The following is a 25,737-nucleotide window of genomic DNA, read 5'->3' as shown; positions in this document are numbered from 1 at the left end:
CCTTCTGGTCTGATGATGGGGGCGTTACTGAAGAACGCAGATGCCGAATGTTTCAGTTTCCGGGTGCGCGACGGGTTCGCTGTTGAGCTCACAGATGAACTTCAGCGGGCGGCCCTTCACCTCACCCAGGTCGTCATAATTGTGCTTGGTGAATACCCAGCCTTTATGTTCCTTGCCCTGATAGCGCAGGGTGATGCGCTGGCCGGTCACCGGCTCATGGGGCATGAAACCTGCCGTCATTGATTTAGCCGTCACGGCCGGCAGTTTGAAGCGGCCTTGAGCATCGGATTGTGTGGTGTTGGTGCGGTGCTCGTTTTTCCAATGCCAGTGATATTCCTGTTCTATCTCCACACCCTGAACAGGTTTGCCGTCGAGCAACACGGTGCCCTCGACCTCGGAGAACAGATAAAGCGTCTTGGAAAAAGCCATGGCGTAACCCTGTGTGAGTAGTCCGATAAGCAGCAATGCGCAGCAGGAAAGTGTTTTACGGTTCAAGGTCGTTCCCTCGCCGAATGGCTGAGCGTTTCGGGACGTGCCGCACGTTGATTGCTGCGGCGAGGCGAAATCAGTGGCGCTATGCGCAGACTGATGAAGTGGTCATGCCTGTGAGCAGGCGGTTTCTTCGAACGGGATTTCTGCCCATGACTGGCGCTGCAGTATAGCGACGAGGCCTGGCGGGATTTCTTGAGCATGTTCGCACTCTCCTTGTGTCGTTGATCGCCTGGGCTCAGCAGCCCAGCAATCGCTTTTGCCGGCGTGCAGGCGCATCCGTTGCAAACAGCACGCTGGTCGGCTGATAGCGCGCCAGCAAGCTGGCTGCTGCACGTCGTTGCCGCTGTGTGCCGCTGCGCAGCACGGCCATGCACTGTCGTTCGCTGAACGGCTGGCCCAGCAGATAGCCGGTGCCTGGCTGCAAGCCGTGCTGCTGGCCTTGCCACCATTGCTCGACCTGCTGCGGGTCTGGCCAGGCCAGGTCGATGTCCGGGTCCATGCTGACGTTGGCGTCGGACGGATCATCGGTAGGGCCTTCGTCGTAGTCGGGATAGACGCTCAACTCCAGGTCGAGTTCCGCAAGGTCGGCGCCGGTGATCAGGCTGAATGCTTCGCCCGCCGCGCGGGCCGCGGGCAGTTCATGCATCTGCCGAATCAGCCAGGGGATGGTCTGCGGGTCGCCGAGCAGGCCGATGGCCTGGATCGCCATATGGCGGTGCGTCTCGCTCTGCATCAGGCCGCGCAACCAGGCGATGCTGGCCTCCCGCGGTTGCCAGGCGAGCAGCACCTCGAGTGCGGGCCGGCGCCGTTCACCTGGCTGCTCGGCGAACAAGCGCAGGTTGCCGAGCGCTTCCTGGTCACCCATCTGGGCGCTGGCCCAGTTGCTCCAGAAACGGACTTCATCGTCGCCGTGCAGGCGGTGCTGACGCAGCGGCTGCAGCAGATCGCGGCGTCGCAGCGTACCGGCCAGCCGAGCCGCGGCGGCAAGTACGCTGGCATCACCGTGGCCGAGGGCCGAGAGCAGCGCCGGGCCGGGATCCTTGCCGTGCAGGGCATGGGCCGCCAGGGCGATCCGGCGACGCTGGGTGTCAGTGGCATTGAGGTCGCGCTCGATCAGCTTGGAGACCTCGTGCCACTCCAGCCAGCCCAATGCGGCGACAAGAAACGCCTCGCCCTCGGGGTTGGCATGCAGGTGCTGATACAGGGTTTCCTGTGCGCTCTCGTTGCCCAGCCGCAATGCCAGCGCAGCAACAGCGAACACCTCGCCCTGGGCGTGTGCGGTCAGTTGCTCCAGCAACAGATGAAGCCCCTTGAGCCCGGCGATCTGCAGGCCATCGAGATGCGCCTCGATCCGCTCGTCCAGATCGCCGAGATGCGCCAGATCATAATGCGGTGCGCCGACGGCATAGCTGCGCAGTCCGGCTAGAAAGGCGGTTTCTTCGGCGTGTTGGTCGAGGATGGTGGTGATCATCAGTCGATGCGAGTCCAGGTATTGCCGTCGAAGGCCATGATGTCCTTGGCGCCGAATGACCACATCACGCCATCGGCCACGCTCAAGTGGTAACAGGTCGCCGGTGTGTCATCCCCGAAATCCACCTCGACCAGGCTGCCACCCTGAAGCGTATACAAGCCGCGCATCGTCGACAGGTAGAGCTTGCCGTCATACCAGGCCAGATCCCATATGTCGCTGGTGACGTCCTCCTGCTCGATTGGCTGCCAGGCATCACCCCGACCTACGATCAGAAGTCCGCGACGGCCCGAGGCATAGACCTGACCATCTCCGGCGCAGAGCACGCGGGTCAGTACGAGGTTGGTCGGGCTTTCCTTCTGGCTCCACTGTTGGCCGTTGTAGTGCCAGATTTCGCCATCCCAGCCAACGGCGTACAGGTCGCTTTCGTCAAAGCCATCGATGGACTCGAAGCCTTTCGTTTCGCCGATTGCAGGGCGGATGGTTTGATCAAGACAGCTCCAGTGATCAACGCCATCACGTCGATAGACTTGACGTCCCATTCCAACAGCAAAGGTTTTCCGGCCAACAGTCCGTGCTTGTCTCAAATGGCCGCGATCAATGGGATCGCCATCAGGCGTCCGGATCTTTTCATCGCTCTCCTGCCCACTACCGAATAGACGGATCTCGCCATAGGGCGACATAAATAAAGCTTGTTCTAAAGGTTCTTGGGTAATGGTTACGCTGACCGTGGGCCAGTCTTGCATATCGTCGTAACCCCACTCTCCGGCGTCCCAGCTATACAGGTGAGAATGCTCAATCCGTGCCTCCAGGCTGTCGTCTTGAGTAACGATATAAGCGAGATCGTTGTACCGAACAGCCCCTGTAATGAAGGTATCTGTCCGACTCTTTCTTTCTGGCATTGGCTGGACCTATTACTATCGGCTTGATTTAGTGCTTGTAGCGCGTAATTTCTTTGATCGAGCTTTGACCGCCGAATCTGCCGCTTTCTGAGCGGCATCGCCCTTATAGCCTGTCGCAATCATCCGGCAATCCGTTTGATCATCAATCCCGCACTGGTTGTGATAGGCATCCAGCTGCGCTTCGGTACACGCCGGGTCGCAACCTGATTCGGGAAAGGTTTTTCCTACTGCGGCCACACCGAAGCCTTTTGCCTGGCCGTAGGTCACGCTAACCAGGCGAGCAGAGGTGTCGTCTTCAAAGGTGATCCGAGTGGACTTCGCCCCACTGCTAAGTGCTGCGTTGCTCTGGTAGGTATGCATCAAGCCATGCGTGCCGTGATACTGATTGCCGCCCTCGACGCAGATACAGGGTGCTTTGTGCTCGTTGTAAAGGGTTGTTCCCTTGATAGCTTTCGAGTCGCCTTCCCCGCGGCCTTTGTCAAAAAACGAGCCCGCTTCCACAAGGTGGTGACCTGTCTGCCCGGGGCAGCAGCCGGCCTGTCCTTTGGTGGGTGTATAGGGTGTGAGCTGGCATCGCCTGGCGCTCAGGCATTTGTCTGCACCAATCTTGTCAGCGTAAGCGTTTGCCGCCTCTTGGGTTTTTGGTTTGCCATCGGGAGGGCAGGGGCTAGGTCCATCTGGCTTGTGAGGTGAAAAGTCCTTACAGGCATCTTTCTCTTTCTTGATGTCTTCCTTACACGGCCCTTCGCCCTTGCTTACCGCCATTTGATCCAAATAAGGCCAGGTCGGCGTATTCCCCGGCATCGACCCATGGTTATGGGTCGTCAAATCCATATGCCGCACCACGTTCTTGCCTTCGAACTTGACGTCCATCGACCAGGAGGTGAAGTACACCTTGCCTTTGATCTTGCCCGTGATGATGCCTTTCTTCGGGGCGCGGCCGGGTTCGTCGCCGTAGCTGGTCTTGTAGTAGCTCTTGTTCTTGAGCATCACTTCCTTGCGGGTGATGCGGATGGTGCGCGTGCCCTTGGTGGTGTCCTTGGACAGCCCGGTGTTGGGGTACGGGATCGGGATGCCCAGCGGCATCGGCGGCGTCTGCGGTGGGGTGAAGCAGACGTCAGGAAAGGCGGCGATGGACTTGCCGCTGGCTGCCTTGCAGGAAATCTCCCGGTTGTTGGCATAGACCTCGTTGGCCATCAGGCGGCTCCTACCCGTTGGTAACGCAGCAACGCCACGGCGCGTTCGCCGGCGTCGTTGCCCAGTTGATAGACGATGTTCGCGCCAGGGCTGTAACCCTTGCGCGAGGCGGCCAGGGCCACCGCCAGCATGGCCGGGCCGATGGCGGCGCCGCATTCGCCGATGCAGTCGGCGGGGTGCCAGATGTCGAACTCTTCCTTGACCACGCGCAACGTGCGGCTCAGCGCCAGGGCCGCTTCCTTGAAGTAGTACTGCTCGCCGGAGTTGTCGGTCAGCCGGTAGTCCATCTGCTCCATACGGCAGTTGCCGTCCTTGAGCGCCGCCTGGGTGGCCTGCACCAGGCCGTCGGCGCGCAGCGGGATATCGTCGGCTTCCACGCTGGCCTTCTCGACGCCAAAGCCCAGCCCGAAGCAGATCAGCTGTTCGGCCTCCTGGCGAACCGGCGCGCCGACCACCACCGCTGCCGCACCTTCGCCGGGAATGAAGCCATTGGAATGCCGGCTGGTGAGCAGTCGTTGGCGTTGCTCGAAGGCGGACAGGGTGGCGGCGTTGAGAAACGAGTCGACCCCGGCGATCAGCACGTGGCGGTGGCCGCCTTCGTGGATCAGCCGGCGTGCATTGAGCAGTGCCACGCCGGCGCTGACCCGGCCCCGCGGGATCAGCGTTGAGGCACCATGAAACTGCACGCCCAACTCGCGCTCGATATCGCGCAACAGGCTGTTGTCCAGGCCATCGTTACGGCCTGGGCGATCCAGCTCGGCGACGCCGAGCAGCAGCGGCGTGGCGGCGCAATCGATCCCCGGTACGCCGGCCAGGCTTTCGGCGATGGCGCGTGCGGCCATTTTCACCAGCTTGGTGCGGCCGCGCCACGGCTCTTCCAGCGGCACGCTGGCAGCGACCTGCCACTCGCCGCCGCCGTCGATGAAGCGGGTTTCCTGGAAGTTGTCGAGGGCGCAGCGGATCGCCGCGCAACTGGCCGGCGCGCTCAGGCCCACGGCACTGACCATACCGCTGGAGAGGATGCTGAGGGCACTCATGACAGGTCATCCTCGGTCGAACGGCTGCGGCTCAACGCGGCCAGCGACGGGTAGTAATCCTTGCCCAGCTCGCGGGCACGCCACCAGCCCCGGGATTTCTCGCCCACCAATACCTGGGCGATCTCGAACAGGCTGCGTTTGAGCGGCCGGCGCGTGCGCCAGGTGATTTCTACCCGGTTGGCGTCGGTGTCGAGCAGCAGGGTGTCGATGACCGCCTGCGCCGTTTCATGGCCGCCGGCGCTGAGGAAATAGGTTACCGGCATGCGCACGCTGGGCACCCGGAAGCCGGCGCGCTCGGTGGGTAGCAGGCCAAGCAGGAATACCTCTTCGCCACCCTTGAGGTAGTCGGTCTGCTGATCGGCCGGCGCTGCCTGGAAGTAGCGCTCGTCGAAGTCCCTGGGCAGGAAGGGAAACTGTTCGTCCTGCCAGGCCTGATCGTAGGTGCCGGCGAAGCCGACGCGCGCCTGCCAGTGCTTGCCCAGCGGGCCGAGGGCCATGGGTTCGAAATCGCCATGGGGCGCATCGACCGGCTGGCCGAGCTTTTCGGTATTGGGCATCGGCATGCCGACCACGGTGCCGCCGCCCAGGCTGCGCGGGTACCAGCCCTGGCCGGCCGGGTTGCGCAGGTTGCACAGCAACTGCTCGGGGTTGCCGGGTGCCGGGTGGCTGCCGCCGAAGGCACTGGCGTAGGAAATGTCCTGGCGCACGAACGGCTGTGGCGCGCCGGCGCTGGTGCCCAGGGCGCCGGGCTGCCAGTGCCGCGGGCCGAACACGCTGAATGCCTTGCTGACCCGGCCGACGCGGATGCCCACGGTCAGCTGGCTGACCGGGCGGCCGCCTGGCGCGTGGGCACTGCCGCTGACCAGCACGTCGCAGTTAGGCTTGAACGGCGCGAAGTCGAACTCGTGCAGGGGCGCGGACAGCGCCGGGTCACCGGCGAAGGTATCGCTCATCAGCAGCGGCTGCTGCTCATCGAGCAGGCGCGCCACGCTGCCGTCCACCGGCAGGTCGAAGGTGCCCTTGACGATGACCACCAGGTATTCGCGGCCATCGGCGTCCAGGCCCTGGTTGTAGGCGGCGACCATGCGCGTGGCGTTGAGCAGTTCCATCAGAACTTATCCCGTTCGCGCATCAGTTCTCCGGGCAAGAATGTGCTTGCCAATGCTGACCATCAAAAGACAACACGCAGTCATCTCCTACACACCACAGAGCTTCGGCACAGGCGTCGAGGTTGTGAAATGCCAGTGGCCCTGGCAGGGGAATATGAACGGCTGACAACTGATCGTTGGCATAACACAGCAAATGCGTGCCGGCAGATAGATAAAGAGCGCCCTGAAATTCACAGGCATTTTCCAGCACTAGGTGGCTGAAGGCTGAGTCGCTCAGATCTGCCCAGCCTTGTTGGCGATTGCCTCTGAACAGAACGCCGCCTGAACCGGCCAGGAATATAGAGCCGTCACTGTGCTGGTGAACCACGTACAGCGGCAGGTTGGTCGGGCTTTCCAGGCGCGTCCACTTACTTGCGTCCCAGTGCCACAAGGCACCGCTATCGCCTGCCGCGTAGATATCGTTGGTCGCTGTACCGTCCAGCGCATTCAGGCTCGAGGTGACTTGATCCTGTAACGGCTCGTAGATGCCCTGATCCATACGTTGCCAGCCCTGGGCCGTGCGTCTCATAACCTGGCTTTGAGTGCCACAAGCGTACAGCTGTCCGTCTATCTCGCGCAGGGACTTCAGATAGGCGTTGGCCAGCGGCAGCTGCTCATCCTGAAAAGCCTGACCGGATGGGTGAATACGCAGTGAGCCGAGGCGTCCCAGCAGGTGGTAGATATCCTTGCCGTGGTTGCCGTGGTTGCCGTCTGCGGCCTGACGGTGGCTGTCCTGGATGATGTCATCGAGGTCATAGAGGTGATACCAGCTACCCTCGGCGATCATCATGATGCGGCTGATAGTCGGCTCGGTTTCTTCGATGTAGAGCAGCCCGCTCAGCAACGCGCGCTCGGCGGAAATGGCGATCACATGCTTGAAGTAGAGGGCGGAGTCTTTGCGTTGCATGATTGAAATCCTAAGGCATGCCCGCTGGGGCGCTTGGGCTGACTGGGGCCGGGATAGCCTTGCCGGGTTTGCCTGATGCCCTCAGTAAGGTTGAGTCGCTACAGGCTGGGGCCTTGGCCGATGTGCCGGTGTAGTACTGGTCGAGCTGGTGCTCTACGCACGTCTGTTCATCAGGTGTGATATCGCGCGGTGGCGTGAGTGCGCCACCGGCCGAGGCTGCTGCGGTCTTCCTGGCGGTTGCGTAGGTGAACGGTTTGCCTTGTTGGTGATGGTTCAGCTCGACAGGATCGAATCGTTCGTGGCAACGCTGGTGCGAGCCTTGATATTGATTGCCGAACGAAACGCAAATGACCGGTGCCTGCTGATGGTTATAGTTGGCTATATCGCGCATGCAACGGCCGGGAATCAGGTGGTGGCCGGTCTGCCGCTCACCGCTGGCGGTATCCGGGCAGGGATCGCTGTAGGGCTGTAAGCGCAGGTGTTCCATGCCGGCACATTTACCGCCTGGCTGGAAGGCCAGCACCATGCTTGCTGTGTGCGGCCATGGCGGTGTGTTGCCCGGCATCGAGCCATGGTTGTTAGTAGTCAGATCAAGGTGGCGAACGACATTCTTGGCTTCAAACTTGACATCCATAGACCAAGAGGTGAAGTACACCTTCCCTTTGATCTTGCCAGTCAGAATACCTTTCTTGGGCGCGCAGCCGGGTTCGTCACCATAGCTGGTCTTGTAGTGGCTCTTGTTCTTGAGCATGACCTCCTTGCCCGCGATTCTGACCGTGCGTGTTCCTTTGGTGGTATCGCTGGCCAGGCCGGTATTGGGGTAAGGGATGGGGATGCCCATTGGTGTGGGCGGTGCCTGGGGCGGCGTGAAGCAAACGTCAGGAAACGCAGCAATGGATTTGCCGTCGGAGCTCTTCGCCGAGATTTCTCGACCATTGGCGTAAACCGTATGGCTCATTTCAGTTGATCTGCACCGAACCGCCCTTGATGCGGTTCACGCCGCTGGAGCGGCTGGACAGGTAGGCGCCCTTGATCAGCACCTTGCCTTCGCGGGTCAGGGTGATGCTGGCCTTGCCGCAGCGCAGCACGATCTCGCGCTCGGCGCTGAATTCCAGGCGTTCGCCGTCGATATGTGCTACGGCCGCTGGCGTGGTGACCGGGGCCTGCGGCAGGCGCTGGATGCGGCCGATCACCAGGGGCTGGCTCGGCTCGCCGCCGACGAACATCAATGCCACCTGGGCACCGATGTCCTCGCGGCTGAGGGCCGTGGTGGTAGTGGCGGCGATACCCGTCTCGGACGGGCAGCCGGGGAAGGCCACCACTGGGCTTGCGGCCTGCGGCACATCGAGCAGTACGCCGATGACCACGCCGTCCAGGCGAGTGGCGGCGGGAGTGTGGTGCTGGACAGTCATGGGGAGCTCCTGGCGGTGATCGCTGCCTAGTTCTGCAGGATTTTCTGGCCTTTCATCACGATGTTCTTGGCGGCCTTGACGTTGATCGCCCCGGAGCCGTCGATGCTGATGTTCTTGCCACGAATGGCGATGGTGCCGTCCTTCTTCATGGTGATGCTGGCGGCGCCGGTCTGCAGGGTGATCGAGTCGCCGGCCTTGAGCACGAAGTTCTTGCCGACATGCAGGTTGTCATCCTTGAGCACACGGCTGTTGCGCTCGCCGCGCACATAGTGCGATTCGTTGCCGCCCGCCATGGTCGCCAGGTCCGCGCCGATGAGCACGTACTCGTTGGCGGTGATCAGCGCGGTGCGGTCGGCGCCGATGGTGGTGCGCTCGCTGTTACCGACGCTTTCGGTGCGGTTGGCACCGATGCTGATGGTTTCGTTGCTGCCCACGCTTTCGGTGCGGTTGGCGCCGATGCTGATGGTTTCATTGCTGCCCACGCTCTCGGTGCGGTTGGCGCCAATGCTGATGGTCTCGTTGCTGCCGACCTGCTCGGTGCGGTTCACGCCGATGGTGATGGTTTCGTTGTTGCCGACCTTTTCGCTGCGGTCGACGCCGATGGTGATGGTCTCGTTGTTGTCCACGGTCTCGGTGCGGTCGTGTTTGACGTGCACGGTCTCGTCGTTGTCTATGGTCTTGCTGCGGTCGTGGCCGACCCAGTGGGTCTCGTCGTTCTCGACCTCGATGTCCTGGTTCTTCTCGGCGTGGATGAACAGCTGCTCTTCGCCCTTCTTGTCCTCCATGCGGATTTCATTGAAGTTGGCTGGCGTGCCACCCTTGCTCGAACGGCTCTTGGTGCCACTCTGGGTGGCATTGGCGGGCAGGTCGTAGGGCACCGTCTGCTCGGCGTTGTAGACGCGACCGGTGATGATCGGTCGGTCGGGGTCGCCTTCCAGGAAGCTGACGATGACTTCCTGACCGATACGCGGAATCTGGATAGAGCCCCAGTTCTTGCCGGCCCAGTTCTGCGACACGCGAATCCAGCAGGAGCTGTTCTCGTTGGACTGGTCGTGACGGTCCCAGTAGAAGTGCACCTTCACGCGGCCGTACTGGTCGGTCCAGATTTCCTCGCCCTTGGGGCCAACCACCATGGCCGTCTGCGGGCCCTGCACGATGGGCTGCACGGTCAGCGGCAGCGGGCGGAACACCTGGCTGGCGTCGATGCAGGTCAGGCTGCTGTCGAACTGGAAGCTCTCGCTGCCGCGGCCGCTCTCGTAGAGGTCCTGGGTGATGGTGTATTCGCTGTCGACGATCAGGTACTCGCGGTTCTGATCGTCGCGCGGGTAATCGGTGAGACTGAACAAGTGCCCGCTGCCCAGGCCACGGGCATTGCCCTTCAAGCGGATCTGCTCGTACTGCGCCTGGATCGCCTCGATGCGATTGCGCGCGTACTGCTCGCCGTCCTTGCTCTGCACGTATTCGCCCGGGTAGTCGTACAGCGGATAGTCGGCGTTGCTGTGCTCGCGGGCGATGCTGGAACGCACTTCCAGGCGCGCGCTGGGGCGCTGAAAGTCGTAATCGTTGAGCGCCAGGGAGCCGGGTTGCACTTCGTGGGCCAGGTGCCAGTCGTGGATGTGGTCGCGCTCGCGCATCTGGTCGTCGAGCGGGTAGAACGGCACACGCCCATAGCCGGGCGCTGTGCTGTGTGCGCCATAGGCATCGCAGAGCACTAGCACGTGGCGCTCCTGCTCGTGGCGGAAGTAGTAGTAGATACCTTCCTGCTCCATCAGCCGGCTGACGAAATCTAAGCTGGTCTCGCGGTACTGCACGCAGTAGTCCCACTCGCGGTAGGAGCGGGTCAGGGCGTCTTCGAAGTCTGAGAAACCCAGGTCGCGGAACACCTGTTTGACGATGTCCGGCACCGTCTTGCTCTGGAAGATGCGGCAGTCGGAGGTGCGTGACAGCAGCCACAACCAGGGCTTGAGGGTGACCTGGTAACTGGCGAACTGGCCGCGATGGGCGGTCTGGCTGCAGCGCGCGACGATGCCGTGGAAGTAGCGGTCGCTGCCGTCGGCCAGTTGTACCGCCAGGCCCATGGGTTTGCCAAGCAACGCATTGAGCTTCAGCGAGGAGTTTTCCGAGGCCAGGCTGAGCTCGTAGTGGAACAGGCGGCCCAGGGATTCGCTGCCGGCCAGGCGCTCCATTACCAGCACGTTGTCGCCAAGCGGGCTGTTGACCTTGGCCATGCGCGACTGTTGTGTGATTGCCATGTGCGTATCCCTGCGATGCCATCCGGTGCTGAAGATAACCGGGAACACGGTTAACTGCTGAGACGCCGTTTGGAAAGTGCGCTCAAGTTGGCCGTTCTGTCGAAATCCAGCGCGCCGAGGTGACCGTGGAGCGGTCGCCGGGCTGCTTTGCGAAGCTGCCAAAGGTTGCGCAAGCGGCGGAGCATTGTCCAGTAATGGCAACGCGCCAGTTTTTACTCGCTGCCTTGCCGAAGACTGGCGCCTGGCCCTAAGGTGCGGCTTTGGCTTAAAGCGCTCCGTTGATGACCTTCGATTCTTTTGCACCCTTCGCCGAGCTTGCCGCACAGCTGTTGTCGCTCTGCGCGCCGTCGGCTGACGACGGCGCCCATGATCTGTCGCACCTGCAGCGGGTCTGGGCCAACGTTCGGCAACTGCAGCGCGAAGAGGGCGGCGATCTGCAGTTGTTGCTGGCGGCTGTGCTGTTGCATGACTGCGTGGCGGTGGAGAAGGATTCGCCGTTGCGCTCCAGTGCTTCGCGTTTGTCCGCTGCGCGTGCTGATGAATTGCTCGTTGGCTTCGGCTGGCCGGCCGAACGTATTGCCGCCGTGTGCCATGCCATCGAGGCGCACAGCTTTTCCGCCGCGATCACGCCGACCAGCTTGGAGGCGCGCATTCTGCAGGACGCCGACCGCTTGGATGCCATCGGCCTGATCGGCGTGGCGCGTTGTTTTCATGTGTCCGGGCGACTGGGCAGCGCGCTGTACGACGCCGGCGATATCGATGCCCGGCATCGCCCGCTGGATGATCAGCGCTTTGCCCTGGATCATTTTCATACCAAGCTGCTGGGCTTGGCGTCTGGCTTTCAGACTGCTGCTGGCGCGCGTTTAGCACAGCAGCGGCATGGGCGGATGGTCGCCTTCCTTGATGCCTTTCGCGACGAAATCCAACCCTTCGAGCAGTAGAGAACTCCATGCACTACGACGTAATCGTGATCGGCCTGGGCGCCATGGGCGCCGCCACGCTTTATCAACTGGCCAGGCGTGGTGTGCGCGTAGCCGGCGTGGACCGTTACGCGCCGCCCCATGACCAGGGCTCCAGCCATGGCGATACGCGCATCACCCGCCAGGCGGTGGGCGAGGGCGCGGCTTATGTGCCGCTGGCGCTCAATTCCCAACGCATCTGGCGTGAGCTGGAAGCGCATAGCGGCGAGGCGCTGTTCGAGGCTTGCGGCATGTTGATGCTGAGTAGCAGTCAGGCGCCTACTCGCGGCCATGGCACGCCCGATTTCGGCGGTGAAACGGCGGCACTGGCAGAGCGCTTTGGCATCGAGCACAGCTTGTTGGATGCCGCCGGGGTTCGCGCACGCTTCCCGCAGTTCGGCGGCTTTGGCGATCAGGCCACCGGTTATTACGAGCCAGGCGCCGGTTATGTTCGTCCCGAACGGGCCATCGATGTACAGCTGAAGCTGGCCGAGGCACTGGGCGCGGTCTTGCATACCAACACGCTGGTCGAGGCCATCGAGTCAGATGCCGGAGGCGTTCGCGTGCAGACCAGCAGCGGCATGTTGACCGCGGACAAGGCCATCGTCTGCGCCGGCATGTGGACGGGCAAGCTCCTCGGTGCGTCGGTCGAAGACTTGCTTAAGGTCTGTCGCCAGCAACTGGTGTGGTTCGAGCTGGACGAGCCCGAGCGCTTTGCCGCTGGTTCTCCGGTGTACATCCTGCTACACGGCGCGGCCGATATCGATAGCTGCTACGGCTTCCCGCCGCTGCCGGGTGAGAACGCGATCAAGATTGCCACCGAACAATATCTCGAGGGCTGCGACCCGGATACCGTGAATCGCAGCGTCAGCCAGGCCGATATCGACGCCCTGTACGACGCCCATGTGGCTGGCCGGCTGCTGGGCGTTTCCCGGCGGGTGCTGAAATCCAAGGTGTGCACTTACACCATCACCCCGGACTTCAACTTCATCATCGATGCCCATCCGCAGATGGCCAATGTGACCCTGGTGTCGGCCTGCTCTGGGCACGGCTTCAAACATTCCGCTGGTATCGGCGAAGCATTGGCCATGCACCATTGCAACGAGCCGGGCGCGGTCGACCTATCCGCGTTCTCGCTGGCGCGTTTCAGGTCGTAGCCAGCTCGGTAGCTACTGGCTTATCGACTGCAGTAAGGCGAAAGCGGACGTCGCTGGTCCACTGTGGGAGCGGGCCATGCCCGCGAAAAATCACGGGCATGGCCCGTTCCCACGGGATAGGGGAAAGGCCGCTCTCGCCACGTTGCGGCCGTCGCAGGCGACCTATCGGCTAAAGATCATTGTCAGCCAGCCAGCGGTACATCACATGGCAATCCACCAGGCCGAGGGTGCGGTGGCGATAGGCCTTGGGCAGGGTGCCGACGATGGTAAAGCCATGCTTCTGCCAGAGCGCCACGGCGACGGTGTTGCTGGCCACCACGGAATTGAACTGCATGGCCTGGAAGCCCAGCTCGCGGGCGACCTGCAGCGAGTGCTGGCACAGCGCGCTCGCCACGCCCTTGCCGCGGGCGGCAGGGGCGGTCATGTAGCCGCAGTTGCACACGTGGTCACCGGGGCCGGCGGCGTTGGCTTTGATGTAGTAACTACCAAGGATCTGCCCGTCTTCTTCGGCCACGAAGGTGGCGCGGGGCAGCTCGACCCAGAGCTTCCAGGCCGCTTCACGATCCATGGCCGGGTCATAGGCGTAGGTTTCCTGGCCCTGGACGACATCACGGATGATGGGCCAGACCTGATCGAAATCGGCTTCGGTAATAGGGCGAATATTCACGTGGCTTCCTGAGGGCTGGTCACGCCTTGAACATGCGTGGGTCGTAGGTGAAATCGTAGATGTCGATGATGCTGATCTGGCTGACTGCGGGATGCAGCGGATTGATCACCAAGTTGCGCTCCAGCGGCAGTACCGCGGAGGGCACGATCAGGCCGAGGTGGCTGACCGCGCGCAGCCAGGCGCTGCCAAATTCCATGCTCGGGCGATCCACCGGCAGGGCGTTCCAGCCTTTCGGCAGTTCGCGTGCAGCAGGCTCCCAGTAGAGATCCGCGTCGTCCGGCAGCTCGAAACAGGTGATCTTCATCGGCATCGCCGGCGGGCCTTCGGCGTGAACGAAGGTTTCCAGGCAGCAGATGCCGGGGCTGAGGCCCATGTACACCGCGGCGATATCCTGCTCGTTCCAGCGCCCGCCCTCGATGGCCGCGCCACGCCCGGACAGGTCGGTCGCCCGCTTGGCCTTGGCCACGCGCCAGGCGCGCATCAGGCCGCGCCACCCCAGTCGAGGGCATTGAGCACCCGGCGTACCTGCTTGGCGCCGATTTCCGTCTCGCAGAGCATGACCGGCGCCTGCCCGCCGAGCGAACGATTGCTGCGCGACATCCACTCTGCAGCGGCCTGGCGGCTTTCGAATACGTCTTCAGCCAACTGGCAGACCATCGCGATCCGATCCAGGCGCTCCGAGGCCACCGGATCGAGCACCTTGCGTTCGCGGCGGCGGCGTTCGAGGGTCGAGATCGAGGCGTTGAGGAGAATTTCCAGGCTGCGCTCGGGCAGGGTGAAGGTCGCCTTGACGGCCTGCACCAGGTCGGCGGCGAAGCCGTCACGGATCTGCTGCAGGCGCTCGGCTTCGCTGAGCTTTTCCCGGCCGGCGCTGAAATCCCAGAAGGCAGCGACCACGGGCGAGTGGTCGTCCTTGCCCTGTTTGGCCTGACGCATTGCGGTAATGCTCATGCTGCCTCCTTCATTTGAATAAAAATAAACGTCAAATGAAGGTTACTCTTTTGCGCTCACGTTTGCACGTCCTGCTGCCGGAAGGCAAAAGCTGCGGTGTCGCCTTACGCGGGCCAGTTACAGCTGTTGTAAGCGTCCAGTACCGCCGGGTTTTCCTCGAAATGGAAGGTCTTGCCGGTGAGTAGGTTCCTGTACTGAAAATCGAATACCACGGCGCCCTGATGGTGAAAGCTGTAGCGCCCGCCAATGCGCTCCTCGTCAGGCAGCACTTCCAGCCAGGTACTGAGGTATTCCCACGGGCGGCCTTCTGGCTCGTCGACGATTTCGCTGCTTTTGAACACGATTGGCAGGCTGTCGGCCTGGCCGGCATACAGCACCGTGCCGGCGCGGCTCCAGTCGCCTTGTTCCGTGGTGAAAAGAGTCAGGCTCAAGCGGATCGGTTTGCCGCCGCCAGTCGATTGCAGGCAGCGTACATCGTCTGCCCAGGCTTGCGTACACGCGGTGGTCAGCAGTGCACATGCCAGCAGACGCCTCACTGGTCGTAACCCTCGGCGATGTGCTGATCCTTGAGCTTCACGTAGTTGCCGGCGGTGTAGCTGAAGAAATTGCGCTCCTTGTCGGTCAGCGGCCGTGCCTGTTTCACCGGGCTGCCGACGTACAGGTAGCCGCTTTCCAGTACCTTGCCCGGTGGCACCAGGCTGCCTGCACCGATGATCACGTCGTCCTCGACCACCGCGCCGTCCATCACCGTGCTGCCCATGCCGACCAGAATGCGGCTGCCCAGGGTGCAGCCGTGCAGCATCACCTTATGGGCGATGGTCACTTCGTCACCGATGATCAGCGGGAAGCCATCCGGGTTGAATGGGCCAGCGTGAGTGATGTGCAGCACGCTGCCATCCTGCACGCTGGTGCGTTTGCCGATACGGATGCGGTGCATGTCGCCGCGAATCACGGTCAATGGCCACACCGAGCTGTCCTCGCCAATCTCCACGTCGCCAATGACCACCGCCGAAGTATCGACAAATGCCCGATCGCCGAGCGTCGGCTTGGTGCCCTGATAAGTACGAATCGCCACGATAGAAACCTCTGAAGTTACGCCAGCCCTTGATTGTAATTAAGATGACCGCCATATCTGTTCGATCAGACATCTTATTCATTCCACCACAGGTACCCGACGTGAGTGCGAACAATCCCCTGCTGCAAGATTTCGACCTGCCGCCGTATTCGACCATTCTGCCCGAGCATGTAGAGCCCGCGGTGGATGCCATTCTCGCCGAGAGCCGCAGCGTGGTCGCCAAGGTGCTGGCCAGCCAGGGCGATGCACCGCGCTGGGAGTCGCTGATTGACGTGCTCGACGAGCAGGGCGCCAAGCTGGGCCGCGCCTGGAGCCCGGTCAGCCACCTCAATGCCGTGCGCAACAACCCTGAGCTGCGCGCCGCCTACGAGGCCTGCCTGCCAAAGCTGTCCGAATACTGGACGGAAATGGGCCAGAACCGCGCCCTGTTTCAGGCCTACGAGGCGCTGGCCGCCAGCCCCGAAGCCGCCAGTTTCGATGTCGCGCAAAAGACCATTCTCGATCAGGCCCTGCGTGACTTCCGCCTGTCCGGTATCGACCTGCCGCCCGAGCAGCAGAAGCGTTATGGCGAGATTCAGATGCGCCTGTCCGAGCTGGGCAGCCGCTTCTCCAACCAACTGCTGGACTCCACCCAGGCGTGGACCAAGCACATCGAGGACGAAAGCGTGTTGGCCGGCATCACCGATTCCGCCAAGGCGCAGATGCAGCAGGCGGCCGAAGCCAAGGACCTGCAGGGCTGGCTGATCACCCTGGAATTCCCCAGCTACTACGCGGTGATGACCTACGCCGACAACCGCGCGCTGCGCGAAGAGCTGTACGCCGCCTACTGCACCCGTGCCTCAGATCAGGGCCCGAATGCCGGGCAGAACGACAACGGCCCGGTAATGGCTGAGATCCTTCAGCTGCGCCAGGAGCTGGCGCGCCTGCTCGGTTTCGCCAACTATTCCGAGCTGAGCCTGGCCAGCAAGATGGCCGATTCCACCGAGCAGGTGCTGAGCTTCCTGCGCGACCTGGCGGTACGCAGCAAGCCGTTCGCCGAGCAGGATTTGACCGAGCTACGCGCTTTCGCCGCCGAGCAGGGCTGCAACGATCTACAAAGCTGGGATGTGGGCTACTACAGCGAAAAGCTGCGCGAGCAGCGCTACAGCATTTCCCAGGAAATCCTCCGCGCCTACTTCCCCATCGACAAGGTGCTGAGCGGCCTGTTCGCCATCGTCGAGAAGCTCTATGGCATCCAGATCAAAGAGCTTTCCGGTTTCGATACCTGGCACCCGGACGTTCGCTTGTTCGAGATTTCCGAGAACGGCGTGCATGTCGGGCGCTTCTTCTTCGACCTCTACGCCCGCGCCAACAAGCGCGGTGGTGCCTGGATGGACGGTGCCCGCGACAAGCGCCGCGCACTAAGCGGCGAGCTGGTCAGCCCCGTCGCCAACCTGGTGTGCAACTTCACGCCAGCGTCGACCGGCAAGCCGGCGCTGCTGACTCACGATGAAGTCACCACCCTGTTTCACGAATTCGGCCACGGCTTGCACCACCTGCTGACCCGCGTAGAGCATGTCGGCGTATCCGGTATCAACGGCGTGGCCTGGGACGCCGTGGAGCTGCCGAGCCAGTTCATGGAGAACTGGTGCTGGGAGCCCGAGGGCCTGGCGCTGATCTCCGGCCACTATGAGACCGGCGAGCCGCTGCCGCAGGACCTGCTCGACAAGATGCTCGCCGCCAAGAACTTCCAGTCCGGCCTGATGATGGTGCGCCAGCTGGAGTTCTCGCTGTTCGACTTCGAGCTGCACGCCACCCATGGTGACGGCCGCAGCGTGCTGGAGTTGCTCGAAGGCATCCGCGACGAAGTCTCGGTGCTGCGTCCACCGGCCTACAACCGTTTCCCCAACAGCTTCGCGCACATCTTCGCCGGCGGTTACGCGGCCGGTTACTACAGCTACAAGTGGGCCGAAGTATTGTCCGCCGACGCCTTCTCGAAGTTCGAGGAAGACGGCGTGCTCAACCCGCAGACCGGCCGCGCCTTTCGCGAGGCGATTCTGGCCCGTGGCGGTTCTCAGGCGCCGATGGTGCTGTTTGTCGACTTCCGCGGCCGTGAGCCGAGCATCGACGCGCTGCTTCGTCATCTTGGCTTGAGCGCGGAGGCAGCATGAGCGACGGCTCGGTGATCACGCCCAAGCGCTTTATCGCCGGTGCCGTGTGCCCGGCGTGCAGCGAGATGGACAGCATCAAGATGTGGAATGTCGATGGTGTACCCCATCGTGAATGCGTGCAGTGCGGTTATGCCGACACCCTGGACGAGCGCGGCAACTCGGTCGCCAAGGAGCTGCCGACCCGCGTCAACGTTAGCGCTCTCAAGCCAAAGGCGGCGGATCCGAAGGTTAAGGCGGTGCAGTTCTTCCCCAATCCAAAGCTGAAGAAGAACGACGACTGATACGCCTACCACAATAAAAAACGCCGCTCCAACTGGAGCGGCGTTTTCGTTTCTACGGCGTCGATCAGGTACGCAGAATCTCGTTGATCGCGCTCTGCTTCGGTCGCATGGCGCTGTACACCTGCCAGAGGATGAATACCAAGGCGATGCCCAGGAACGTACCGGAGATCGGGTTGGTGAAGAAGTCCATGAAGTTGCCGTCCGACAACATCAAGCCACGACGCAGGTTGGTTTCCGCCATCGGTCCGAGGATGAAGCCGATGATGAACGGCGCCGCCGGCATGCCCGCCTTGACGAAGCCATAGCCGAGCAGGCCGAACAGCAGGATGGACCAGACGTCGAACAGGCGGCTGGACAGGCCGAAGGCACCCACTACGCAGAGCACCAGAATGATCGGCAGGAGAATGTGCTTGGGCACGTCGAGCAGCTTGATGAACAGGCGCAGGCCGTAGAACTCCATGAACAGCATCATGAAGGTGGCGACGATCAGTGCGGCAAAGATGGTGTACACCAGCGGGCCCTGGCTGATGAACAGCAGCGGGCCGGGCTGAATACCGTGGATCAGGAAGCCGCCGAGCATGATCGCGGTGACGGTGTCACCCGGGATGCCCAGGGTCATCAGCGGCATCATCGCGCCACCGATGCCGGCGTTGTTGGCGGTTTCACTGGCGACCACGCCGCCGATGTTGCCCTTGCCGTAGGTGTGGCCGTCTTTGGCGCGTTTCTTGGCGATGATGTAAGCCACCAGGTTCGACGTGCCTGCGCCGATGCCTGGCAGAATACCGATACCCAAGCCGATCAGGCCGGAGCGGCCAGCGTTCGGCAGTTGTTCGCGGAACTCCTTGAACGAGAAGCCGAAGCCCTTGATGTTCTTCATGCTCACCGACTTGGCCTTGCCCTGGACGGCATGGCGGCCTGTTTCGGCGAGCTTGATGATTTCGGCAACGGCGAACATGCCGATCATCACCGTGAGCATCGAGAAGCCACCATTGAGCTCGCTGACGCCGAAAGTGAAACGACGAATCGCTTCTACTGGAGCGATACCTACGGTGGAAACAGCAAAGCCCAAGGCACCAGCGAACAGGCCCTTGACCATGGAGCCAGCGGACAGCGTGGCGATCAGGGTCAGGGAGAAGATGGCGATGGCAAAATATTCATGCGGGCCAAAACTAAGGGCGACTTTAGCCAGCTGCGGAGCAATGAACATCAGTGCGGCGATACTGAACAGTGTGCCCAGAAAGGAGAACACGATGCCGATACCCAGCGCCTTGGCGCCATGACCCTGTTCCATCAGCGGGCCACCATCGAACACCGTTGCGATAGATGACGGTGTTCCGGGGATCTTCAGCAAAATCGCCGAGATCAACCCCCCCGATGTAGCACCGATGAATAGTGCAACCAGCAGAGACAGGCCGGCTTGCGGACCCATGGTGAAGGTCAGGGGCAGGCACAGGGCAACTGCCATGGTGGCCGACAGGCCAGGTACCGCGCCGAAGACGATACCGACGGCCACACCAATGGCCATCAACAGCAGTATGTTGATCGAGAAAACGGCACCGAAGCCTTGCTGCAGTAAGTCGAGCATGGTCGATCCTCAGATGTAATTGTTCAGCAGGCCAGCGGGCAGCATCAGGTCGAAGGCCTCGCGGAACAGCAGGAAGATGACGGCTGAGCTGATCACCGAGATCAGCAGATAGCTCAGGTGCTTGGCTTTCTGGGTGACCGGTGTCAGGACGAGGAACTGCAGGTACAGATAAACCACGGTCATGATCGGGAAGCCCACCGGCCCTAACAGCGCCATGTAGCCGAGGATCAGGGCAAGGGTCAGGATCACTGTGCGGGGTTCGATGACGGCCGGTGCCGCTTCTTCAGCGGGCATTTCGGGTAGGTCACCGGTGTTCGGTGCTGGCGCTTCGACCGTAGCAGGCTTGGCGGCGAAGGCACTGAGTACCTGCATTACGCCCAGCAGGATCAGCAGGCCTGCCAGCAATGCCGGAACGGTGCCCGCGTCGACGCCGCCATGGCCGGGAAGTTGGTAGGCCATCACCATGTAGGCGAGGCTGGAGCCGATCATGGCGAGGCCGATGATCAGTTCTTTTTTATTCGGGGTGGTGGTGCGCATTTGAAACCTCGAAGAACGAAAGCACAGCGCCGGCTCTCTGCCGGCGCTGTGTCATGACTCACTTGCCTTGGCGCAGAGCATCCTTGAACTGCATGAAGTCATCACGGGTCTTGGCCAGAATCTGCTTGGATTCTTCGGTATTGAAGTAGGCGACCGGCTGCTTGAACTTTTTCAGGTCTTCGGCATAAGCCGGTTTCTCGGTGATCTCTTTCATGATGTCAGCCATTTTCTTGACGATGGCCGGATCAGTGCCTTTGGGGAAGGCGACGATGTACGGCTTGTCCAAGGTGATGTCCAGGCCTTGCTCCTTGAGGGTCGGTACGTCCGGGATCAGCGGGTTACGCTCGGCGTTGGGCTGACCCAGAGCGACCATTTGGCCACCGCTGACGTAGTCCTGAACGGCGCCGTAGCTCATTGCGCCCAGGTCAAGACGACCACCGAGCATGCCCACTACGCGGTCAGATACGGTGCCACCGTCGACCATCTTCAGTTTGGTGCCGGTGAGTTTTTCCAGCTGCAGGCCCTGCACGTGAGAAAAGTTACCAATCTCGGTGCCGTAGGTGATGCTGCCCGGCTTGGCCTTGGCCTTCTCGATCAGGTCTTTCATGCTGGTGATACCGGACTGCTTGTTCGCGACGAAGACTGCGCTCTTGTCCACGCCTGCGATGCAGGACACATCGAATGCTTCGTAGCTGTCTTCGGTCAAGCCGGCCACTTCGTTGACGATCATCTGGCCAGGGTGGGTGAAGAGGATGGTGTTGCCATCCGCTGCTGCGCCCTTCACCTGCTCGGCGGCCAGGGTGCCGCCACCGCCAGCGACGTTAGTTACCACCATGGTCTTGCCAGTAATCTCGTTGAAGTATTTGGCCATCATGCGGGCGTTGAAGTCGGTATCACCGCCCGGGTTGGCGATCACCACGACCTGCACGGGGCGGGTCGGCCATTTGACGTCATCGGCGAAGGCCGCTGATTGGGCGCCGATGGCACCCATGCCGACGACGGCAGAAAGAAGAGAGGCGCGGAATATTTTTTTCATTGGAAGCTCCGTGGTGGTGTGGGGCCGTCAGTTCATGACGGTGAATCGGGAACGGCGAATCGCTGCCGTGCCACAAGGCGAAGGAAGATAGGGCGTGACTCGGGTGTGGTGGCGTGGCCATGGCAGAAGCCTGGTTGGCCGACGGGCAGGCATGCGTGGGCGGCGTGATCACGCGCAGGCACGGGCGCTTGACCGGGGCAAGGCGAGCAGTGGTGTCAGGGCACCTGGATAGGCAGTTGTGGTCGTAGGCATGACCGTTAGCCTCTCTTGTTATAGGTTGTCGTATGACTTGGCGAATTAGTACCAAGCTCGCTCAGCGCTGTCAACGGAGCCCTTGCTGTTGATGCGCTTTGAGTCACGTATGGAAATAAGCTCAGGCTCTTCAGAAGCGGCGGGACGCGGGCATTAGATGATCTTTTATGTTGTTGTACGATAACGTATAACAAAATTGTGCCTGAGCCTGTATGCTCGGTTGCCATCAGCCCACGCGCTTCTGGCGCCGCCATAACAACAAACAAGGCCTCTGATGATCAGCATTACCCGCGCAGATTCCCCCTATCCGCTGTGAACCCTGACCCCGGCCCATCTTCCGTGTCGTGTTTCACCGCAAGGATCGCTTATGTCTGCCACTAGAACCGGACGCGTACGCTTCAGCATCGTGGCGATGCTGTTTCTAGTCACCGCAGTGACCTTTGCCGACCGCTCCAGCATGTCTATCGCCGGGGCCGCCCTGCAGGCTGACCTGGGCATCGACGCGCTGACCCTCGGCTATATCTTCTCGGCGTTCGGCTGGGCCTATGTGGTTGCGCAGATTCCCGGCGGCTGGCTATTCGACCGTTTCGACGTCAAGCGCGTGTACGGCATCGCCTTGTTGTGCTGGTCGGCGCTCACGTTCGCCCAGGGTTTCGTTGGCTTCCTGCCGGTGGCCTGGACGGTAGCCAGTCTATTTCTGCTGCGCGTGGCGGTCGGCCTCGCCGCGGCGCCCTGTTTTCCCGGTAACGCGCGGATCATCGCTGCCTGGTTTCCGAGCAGCGAGCGCGCCACCGCCACTGCGGTGTCCGGCTCGGCGCAGTATTGCGCCACGGCGTTGTTCGCGCCGCTGATGGGCTGGGTGGTGCAAACCTTCGGCTGGCAACAGGTGTTCATCGTGCTCGGCGGCTTCGGCTTCGCGCTGTGCTTTCTGTGGGCACGAACCATCCACAGCCCGCGCCTGCATCCGCGCATCGGCGCCGCCGAGTTCGCGCACATCGAGCATGGCGGCGGGCTGCTCGACCTGACGCCGCTGCCCGCGACCGGCAAGCCCCGGCAGCGCGGTCATCTTTGGCAGCTGCTGAGCCAGCGCACCCTGCTGGGCATCTACGCCGGTCAGTACCTGAGCAATGCCACCACCTACTTTCTGCTTACCTGGTTTCCGGTGTATCTGGTGCAGGAACGCGGCATGACCCTGATGGCGGCCGGCTTCGCGGCCGTGGTGCCGGCCATCAGTGGGTTCGCCGGCAGCCTGAGCGGCGGCATGCTGTCCGACCGCCTGGTGCGCCGCGGCCACTCGCTGAGCCTGGCGCGCAAGCTGCCCATCGTCACCGGCATGAGCCTGTCGGCCTGCATCGGCCTGTGCGTGTTCGTCGACAGCGACGCCGCTGTGCTGGCGCTGATGGGCCTGGCGTTCTTCGGTAAAGGCTTCGGCACCCTGGGCTGGACGCTGGTGGCCGACACCTCGCCGCGGCAGATCGTCGGGCTCAGCGGCGGACTGTTCAACAGCTTCGGCAACCTGGCGGCGATCACCACACCGATCATCGTCGGTTACCTGGTCAGCCGCAGCGGCTCGTTCGACCTGGCCCTAGCCTACGTGGCGGCCAACTCGCTGCTGGCGGTGCTTTGTTACTTGCTGGTGGTCGGCCGTATCCAGCGCATCGAACTGAAAGACTGAAACCCACGACGGAGGAGGAGAAACCATGCTCGATCAGCAGTTGCTGCAGGCCCTGGAACAGGTGGTCGGCGAAGCCGGTCTGGTACGCGATGAACAGCGCCTGCAAAGCTATCTGAGCGACTGGCGCAACGCCTACCGCGGCAAGGCGGCGCTAGTCGTGCGCCCGGCCAGCACCGAGCAGGTTGCCGCAGTGGTTCGCCTGTGCCGTGAGGCCGGCGTGGCGCTGGTGCCTCAAGGCGGCAATACCGGGCTATGTGGCGGCTCGATTCCGGACGACTCCGGCACCCAGGTGGTGCTGTCGCTGACGCGCATGACGCAGATCCGCGATGTGGACGCCGGCAACGAAACCATCACCGTCGAGGCCGGCGTGTTGCTGCAGCGCTTGCAGGAGGCAGCGGCCGAGGCTGGCCGGCTGTTTCCGCTATCCCTGGGCGCCGAGGGCAGCTGCACCGTGGGCGGCAACCTGGCGACCAACGCCGGTGGCACCGCCGTATTGCGCTACGGCAACATGCGCGACCTGGCCCTGGGCCTGGAGGTGGTGCTGCCCGACGGGCGTATCTGGAATGGCTTGCGCGGCCTGCGCAAGGACAACACTGGCTACGACCTCAAGCACCTGTTTATTGGCAGCGAGGGCACCTTGGGCATCATCACCGCCGCCGTGCTCAAGCTCTACCCGGCGATACGCAGCCGCACCACCGCCTGGGTCGCATTGCCGAGCTCGCAGGCAGCGGTTGACCTGATCGGCCGCATGCGCGCGCTGTGCGGCGATCGCCTCACCGGCTTCGAGCTGATGTCGCGGCAAAGCGTGGAGTTCGTGCTGCGCCACGTGGCCGGCTGCGGCGAGCTGTTCGCCGAGCCGCACCCCTGGTACGTGTTGATCGAACTGAGCGATACGCTGCCTGACTCGCCCTTGGCCGAGATGCTGGAAAGCGGCCTGGGCGCGGCGTTCGAAGAGGGCGAAGCGCTGGACGCGGTGGTGGCGGGCAGCGAGGCGCAGGTCGCCGCGCTATGGAAACTGCGCGAGGGCATTTCCGAGGCGCAAAACCACGAGGGGCCGAGCCTCAAGCACGATATCAGCGTGCCGGTCAGTCGCATTCCCGCCTTTATCGCCCAGGCAGACGAGCGCCTGCAGCAGGCTTTCCCGGGTGTGCGCATCGTCTGCTACGGCCACGTCGGCGACGGCAACCTGCACTACAACATCAGCAAGCCGCTGGGCAGCGAGGACGCACCGTTCAAGGCCCAGGCCGAGGCGATCATGCACCTGATCTACGACGTGACCGCGGCGTTCGCCGGTAGCATCAGCGCCGAGCATGGCATCGGCCAGGCCAAACGCGAGGCGGCGAGCCGCTACAAGGATCCGCTGGAACTGGAGCTGATGCGCAGCCTTAAGCAGACGCTGGATCCCACTGGGCTGATGAATCCTGGCAAGGTGCTGTGATCCGGCATCTGGAGTTCGCGGTGGGCGTGGCGGATACTGCCGGCCTTTCGTTACTGCATTAAGGATGTGCTCGTGCGCTTGCTGCTATTGCCCCTGCTTGCCATCGCCCTGCCGGCCCTGGCCGATGTGCGTATTGACGATCTCACCGCCAAGCGCAGCGATTGGGAAACCTATCGCTTCCCGTTGCTGGTTGGCGAGAGCCCGGCTATCAGCAAGATCAATACCTTTCTGCATTCACGCGAGCTTGCAGCGCTCCCCGGCCGCTTCAGCAAGTCACCGTTCGAAAGGGTGCAGCCCAAGGATGGCGAAATCTGGGGTGTGAACAGCCTCGATTATCAAGTCGTCGGCCAGGGGCCGGGCTATCTGTCGCTGAACATCGATGGCGAATACACCGGCGCCTACACCAGCCAGGGCTCGCGCAGCTACAACTTCGACCTGGCCAGCGGCCGGCCCATTGGCTTGCCGCAGTTGCTCAGCCCCGAAGGGGTGCTGCGTGTGCAGGGCGAGCTGCAGAAGCAGCGGGTCAAACGCCTGGACGATTTCCTGGCGACATTGCCGCCCGCCAAGGCCGGCGACGCCGAAAAGCTCAGCGACGACGAGCAGTGGCTTGAAGACCAGCGCGCCATGTACAGCCAATGCGTGAGCACGCGTCGCGACGCCAGCCTGGACTACGACAGCCTGCAGCTGGGCAGCGACAGCCTGACGCTGATAGGCGAGACCTGCGCCAACCATGCCAGCCGCGCGCTGGACGACCTTGGCGAGTTCGGCAACAGCCTCGGCTATCAGGCCCTGAGCGCCGATCTCAGTCCCTACGGTCGCTGCCTGCTGCTGGAGAAACGCAGCGATTGTGCCTTGCCGGCTAACAGCACGGCCCAAGGCGTATACCGCGGCACCCTCGGGCGCTACCCGATCACCCTGGTGATCGAGCAGCCCTATGCCGATCACAGCCTGTCCGCCAGCTACTTCTACGACAAATACGCCACGCAGATCGAGCTGGGAGGTGAGTTTCAGCAGGATTCCCTCACCCTTCACGAAAACGGCGAACCGCCGGCCCGATTCGAACTCGCATTTCAGGCCGATGGCAGCCTGATCGGAACCTGGCAGCAGGGCGACAAGCCGGCGTTGGCGGTGAAACTCACCCCGTAACGCTCGACGAGGA

Annotated in this window: 25 protein-coding genes; 7 read left to right on the top strand and 18 right to left on the bottom strand. The window is 62.4% G+C overall.

Going from position 1 to position 25,737, the window contains the following annotated elements; translation table 11 throughout:
• Window positions 1-24: 24 nt before the first annotated feature.
• From BUC40_RS05660 to BUC40_RS05615, 10 genes are all read right to left on the bottom strand, one after another.
• Window positions 25-429, bottom strand: a complete 405-nt coding sequence (locus BUC40_RS05660) for a DUF4198 domain-containing protein (RefSeq protein ID WP_244160602.1) — start codon at window positions 427-429, stop codon at window positions 25-27.
• A 298-nt stretch (window positions 430-727) separates the two neighbouring features.
• Window positions 728-1,963, bottom strand: coding sequence for a TIGR02270 family protein (locus BUC40_RS05655; protein ID WP_073263421.1), 1,236 nt, complete (start codon window positions 1,961-1,963; stop codon window positions 728-730).
• Complete coding sequence (locus BUC40_RS05650; RefSeq protein WP_073263419.1) at window positions 1,963-2,862, bottom strand: beta propeller repeat protein; 900 nt, start codon at window positions 2,860-2,862, stop codon at window positions 1,963-1,965. Before BUC40_RS05650 ends, BUC40_RS05655 begins: the two co-directional genes overlap by 1 nt.
• A gap of 15 nt (window positions 2,863-2,877) precedes the next feature.
• Window positions 2,878-4,059, bottom strand: a complete 1,182-nt coding sequence (locus BUC40_RS05645; protein WP_073263417.1) for a PAAR-like domain-containing protein — start codon at window positions 4,057-4,059, stop codon at window positions 2,878-2,880.
• A complete protein-coding gene (locus BUC40_RS05640) occupies window positions 4,059-5,096 on the bottom strand; it encodes a 3-oxoacyl-ACP synthase (RefSeq protein ID WP_073263415.1) in 1,038 nt (345 codons plus the stop codon). The genes BUC40_RS05645 and BUC40_RS05640 overlap by 1 nt, the downstream gene beginning before the upstream one ends.
• The gene (locus tag BUC40_RS05635) at window positions 5,093-6,205 is read right to left on the bottom strand and encodes a DUF2169 family type VI secretion system accessory protein (RefSeq protein ID WP_073263412.1); all 1,113 of its coding nucleotides are present in this window, start codon (window positions 6,203-6,205) and stop codon (window positions 5,093-5,095) included. Before BUC40_RS05635 ends, BUC40_RS05640 begins: the two co-directional genes overlap by 4 nt.
• A 22-nt stretch (window positions 6,206-6,227) precedes the next feature.
• The gene (locus tag BUC40_RS05630; protein ID WP_073263410.1) at window positions 6,228-7,151 is read right to left on the bottom strand and encodes a beta propeller repeat protein; all 924 of its coding nucleotides are present in this window, start codon (window positions 7,149-7,151) and stop codon (window positions 6,228-6,230) included.
• 10 nt (window positions 7,152-7,161) lie between these two features.
• Window positions 7,162-8,109 (bottom strand): PAAR-like domain-containing protein, encoded by a 948-nt coding sequence (locus tag BUC40_RS23295; protein ID WP_073263407.1) that lies wholly within the window; start codon window positions 8,107-8,109, stop codon window positions 7,162-7,164.
• Between the two features lies 1 nt (window position 8,110).
• Window positions 8,111-8,563 carry a DUF6484 domain-containing protein gene (locus tag BUC40_RS05620; protein WP_073263405.1) on the bottom strand — a complete coding sequence of 151 codons (453 nt, stop codon included), beginning with the start codon at window positions 8,561-8,563 and terminating at the stop codon, window positions 8,111-8,113.
• A 26-nt stretch (window positions 8,564-8,589) separates the two neighbouring features.
• Window positions 8,590-10,815 carry a type VI secretion system Vgr family protein gene (locus tag BUC40_RS05615; RefSeq protein WP_073263403.1) on the bottom strand — a complete coding sequence of 742 codons (2,226 nt, stop codon included), beginning with the start codon at window positions 10,813-10,815 and terminating at the stop codon, window positions 8,590-8,592.
• A gap of 281 nt (window positions 10,816-11,096) precedes the next feature.
• Here BUC40_RS05615 and BUC40_RS05610 point away from each other — a divergent pair, with 281 nt between their 5' ends.
• Together BUC40_RS05610 and solA are read left to right on the top strand one after the other, a co-directional pair.
• A complete protein-coding gene (locus tag BUC40_RS05610; RefSeq protein WP_073263401.1) occupies window positions 11,097-11,756 on the top strand; it encodes an HD domain-containing protein in 660 nt (219 codons plus the stop codon).
• Window positions 11,757-11,764: 8 nt separating this feature from the next.
• Window positions 11,765-12,931: an N-methyl-L-tryptophan oxidase gene (gene solA, locus BUC40_RS05605; RefSeq protein WP_073263399.1), complete on the top strand. Its 1,167-nt coding sequence runs from the start codon at window positions 11,765-11,767 to the stop codon at window positions 12,929-12,931.
• Between the two features lie 169 nt (window positions 12,932-13,100).
• Here solA and BUC40_RS05600 read toward each other — a convergent pair whose 3' ends face one another.
• The 5 genes from BUC40_RS05600 to BUC40_RS05580 form a co-directional block, all read right to left on the bottom strand.
• Complete coding sequence (locus BUC40_RS05600) at window positions 13,101-13,598, bottom strand: GNAT family N-acetyltransferase (protein WP_073263397.1); 498 nt, start codon at window positions 13,596-13,598, stop codon at window positions 13,101-13,103.
• A 19-nt stretch (window positions 13,599-13,617) separates the two neighbouring features.
• A complete protein-coding gene (locus BUC40_RS05595) occupies window positions 13,618-14,079 on the bottom strand; it encodes an RES family NAD+ phosphorylase (protein ID WP_073263395.1) in 462 nt (153 codons plus the stop codon).
• On the bottom strand, window positions 14,079-14,549 hold the full coding sequence (gene parS / locus BUC40_RS05590; protein WP_073263394.1) for a type II RES/Xre toxin-antitoxin system antitoxin: 471 nt from the start codon (window positions 14,547-14,549) through the stop codon (window positions 14,079-14,081). Before parS ends, BUC40_RS05595 begins: the two co-directional genes overlap by 1 nt.
• Before the next feature lie 104 nt (window positions 14,550-14,653).
• Entirely contained in the window at window positions 14,654-15,085 is a 432-nt protein-coding gene (locus tag BUC40_RS05585) for a hypothetical protein (protein ID WP_073263392.1), read from the bottom strand.
• Window positions 15,082-15,624 carry a gamma carbonic anhydrase family protein gene (locus BUC40_RS05580; RefSeq protein ID WP_073263390.1) on the bottom strand — a complete coding sequence of 181 codons (543 nt, stop codon included), beginning with the start codon at window positions 15,622-15,624 and terminating at the stop codon, window positions 15,082-15,084. The genes BUC40_RS05585 and BUC40_RS05580 overlap by 4 nt, the downstream gene beginning before the upstream one ends.
• Before the next feature lie 101 nt (window positions 15,625-15,725).
• Here BUC40_RS05580 and prlC point away from each other — a divergent pair, with 101 nt between their 5' ends.
• Window positions 15,726-17,774 (top strand): oligopeptidase A, encoded by a 2,049-nt coding sequence (prlC, locus tag BUC40_RS05575; protein ID WP_073263388.1) that lies wholly within the window; start codon window positions 15,726-15,728, stop codon window positions 17,772-17,774.
• Window positions 17,771-18,055, top strand: a complete 285-nt coding sequence (locus BUC40_RS05570) for a YheV family putative zinc ribbon protein (protein WP_073263386.1) — start codon at window positions 17,771-17,773, stop codon at window positions 18,053-18,055. The genes prlC and BUC40_RS05570 overlap by 4 nt, the downstream gene beginning before the upstream one ends.
• A 64-nt stretch (window positions 18,056-18,119) precedes the next feature.
• Here the strand turns inward: BUC40_RS05570 and BUC40_RS05565 are convergent, their stop codons facing one another.
• From BUC40_RS05565 to BUC40_RS05555, 3 genes are read right to left on the bottom strand one after another with little or no spacing between them, the layout of a single operon-like run.
• A complete protein-coding gene (locus tag BUC40_RS05565) occupies window positions 18,120-19,640 on the bottom strand; it encodes a tripartite tricarboxylate transporter permease (RefSeq protein ID WP_073263384.1) in 1,521 nt (506 codons plus the stop codon).
• 9 nt (window positions 19,641-19,649) lie between these two features.
• Window positions 19,650-20,177: a tripartite tricarboxylate transporter TctB family protein gene (locus tag BUC40_RS05560; protein WP_073263382.1), complete on the bottom strand. Its 528-nt coding sequence runs from the start codon at window positions 20,175-20,177 to the stop codon at window positions 19,650-19,652.
• Window positions 20,178-20,235: 58 nt separating this feature from the next.
• Window positions 20,236-21,213, bottom strand: coding sequence for a tripartite tricarboxylate transporter substrate binding protein (locus tag BUC40_RS05555; protein WP_073263380.1), 978 nt, complete (start codon window positions 21,211-21,213; stop codon window positions 20,236-20,238).
• Between the two features lie 619 nt (window positions 21,214-21,832).
• On the opposite strand from BUC40_RS05555, the gene BUC40_RS05550 reads away from it, so the two are divergent.
• From BUC40_RS05550 to BUC40_RS05540, 3 genes are all read left to right on the top strand, one after another.
• Window positions 21,833-23,140, top strand: coding sequence for an MFS transporter (locus tag BUC40_RS05550; RefSeq protein ID WP_073263378.1), 1,308 nt, complete (start codon window positions 21,833-21,835; stop codon window positions 23,138-23,140).
• 25 nt (window positions 23,141-23,165) lie between these two features.
• Window positions 23,166-24,578, top strand: coding sequence for an FAD-binding oxidoreductase (locus BUC40_RS05545; protein ID WP_073263376.1), 1,413 nt, complete (start codon window positions 23,166-23,168; stop codon window positions 24,576-24,578).
• A 72-nt stretch (window positions 24,579-24,650) separates the two neighbouring features.
• Window positions 24,651-25,724 carry a hypothetical protein gene (locus BUC40_RS05540; RefSeq protein ID WP_073263374.1) on the top strand — a complete coding sequence of 358 codons (1,074 nt, stop codon included), beginning with the start codon at window positions 24,651-24,653 and terminating at the stop codon, window positions 25,722-25,724.
• The last annotated feature ends 13 nt before the right edge of the window (window positions 25,725-25,737 follow it).

This window comes from Phytopseudomonas punonensis (genome assembly GCF_900142655.1).
Classification (GTDB): Bacteria; Pseudomonadota; Gammaproteobacteria; order Pseudomonadales; family Pseudomonadaceae; genus Aquipseudomonas; species Aquipseudomonas punonensis.
Note: the sequence above shows the minus strand (reverse complement) of the source record. Positions and strands in the feature narration are given on the sequence as shown.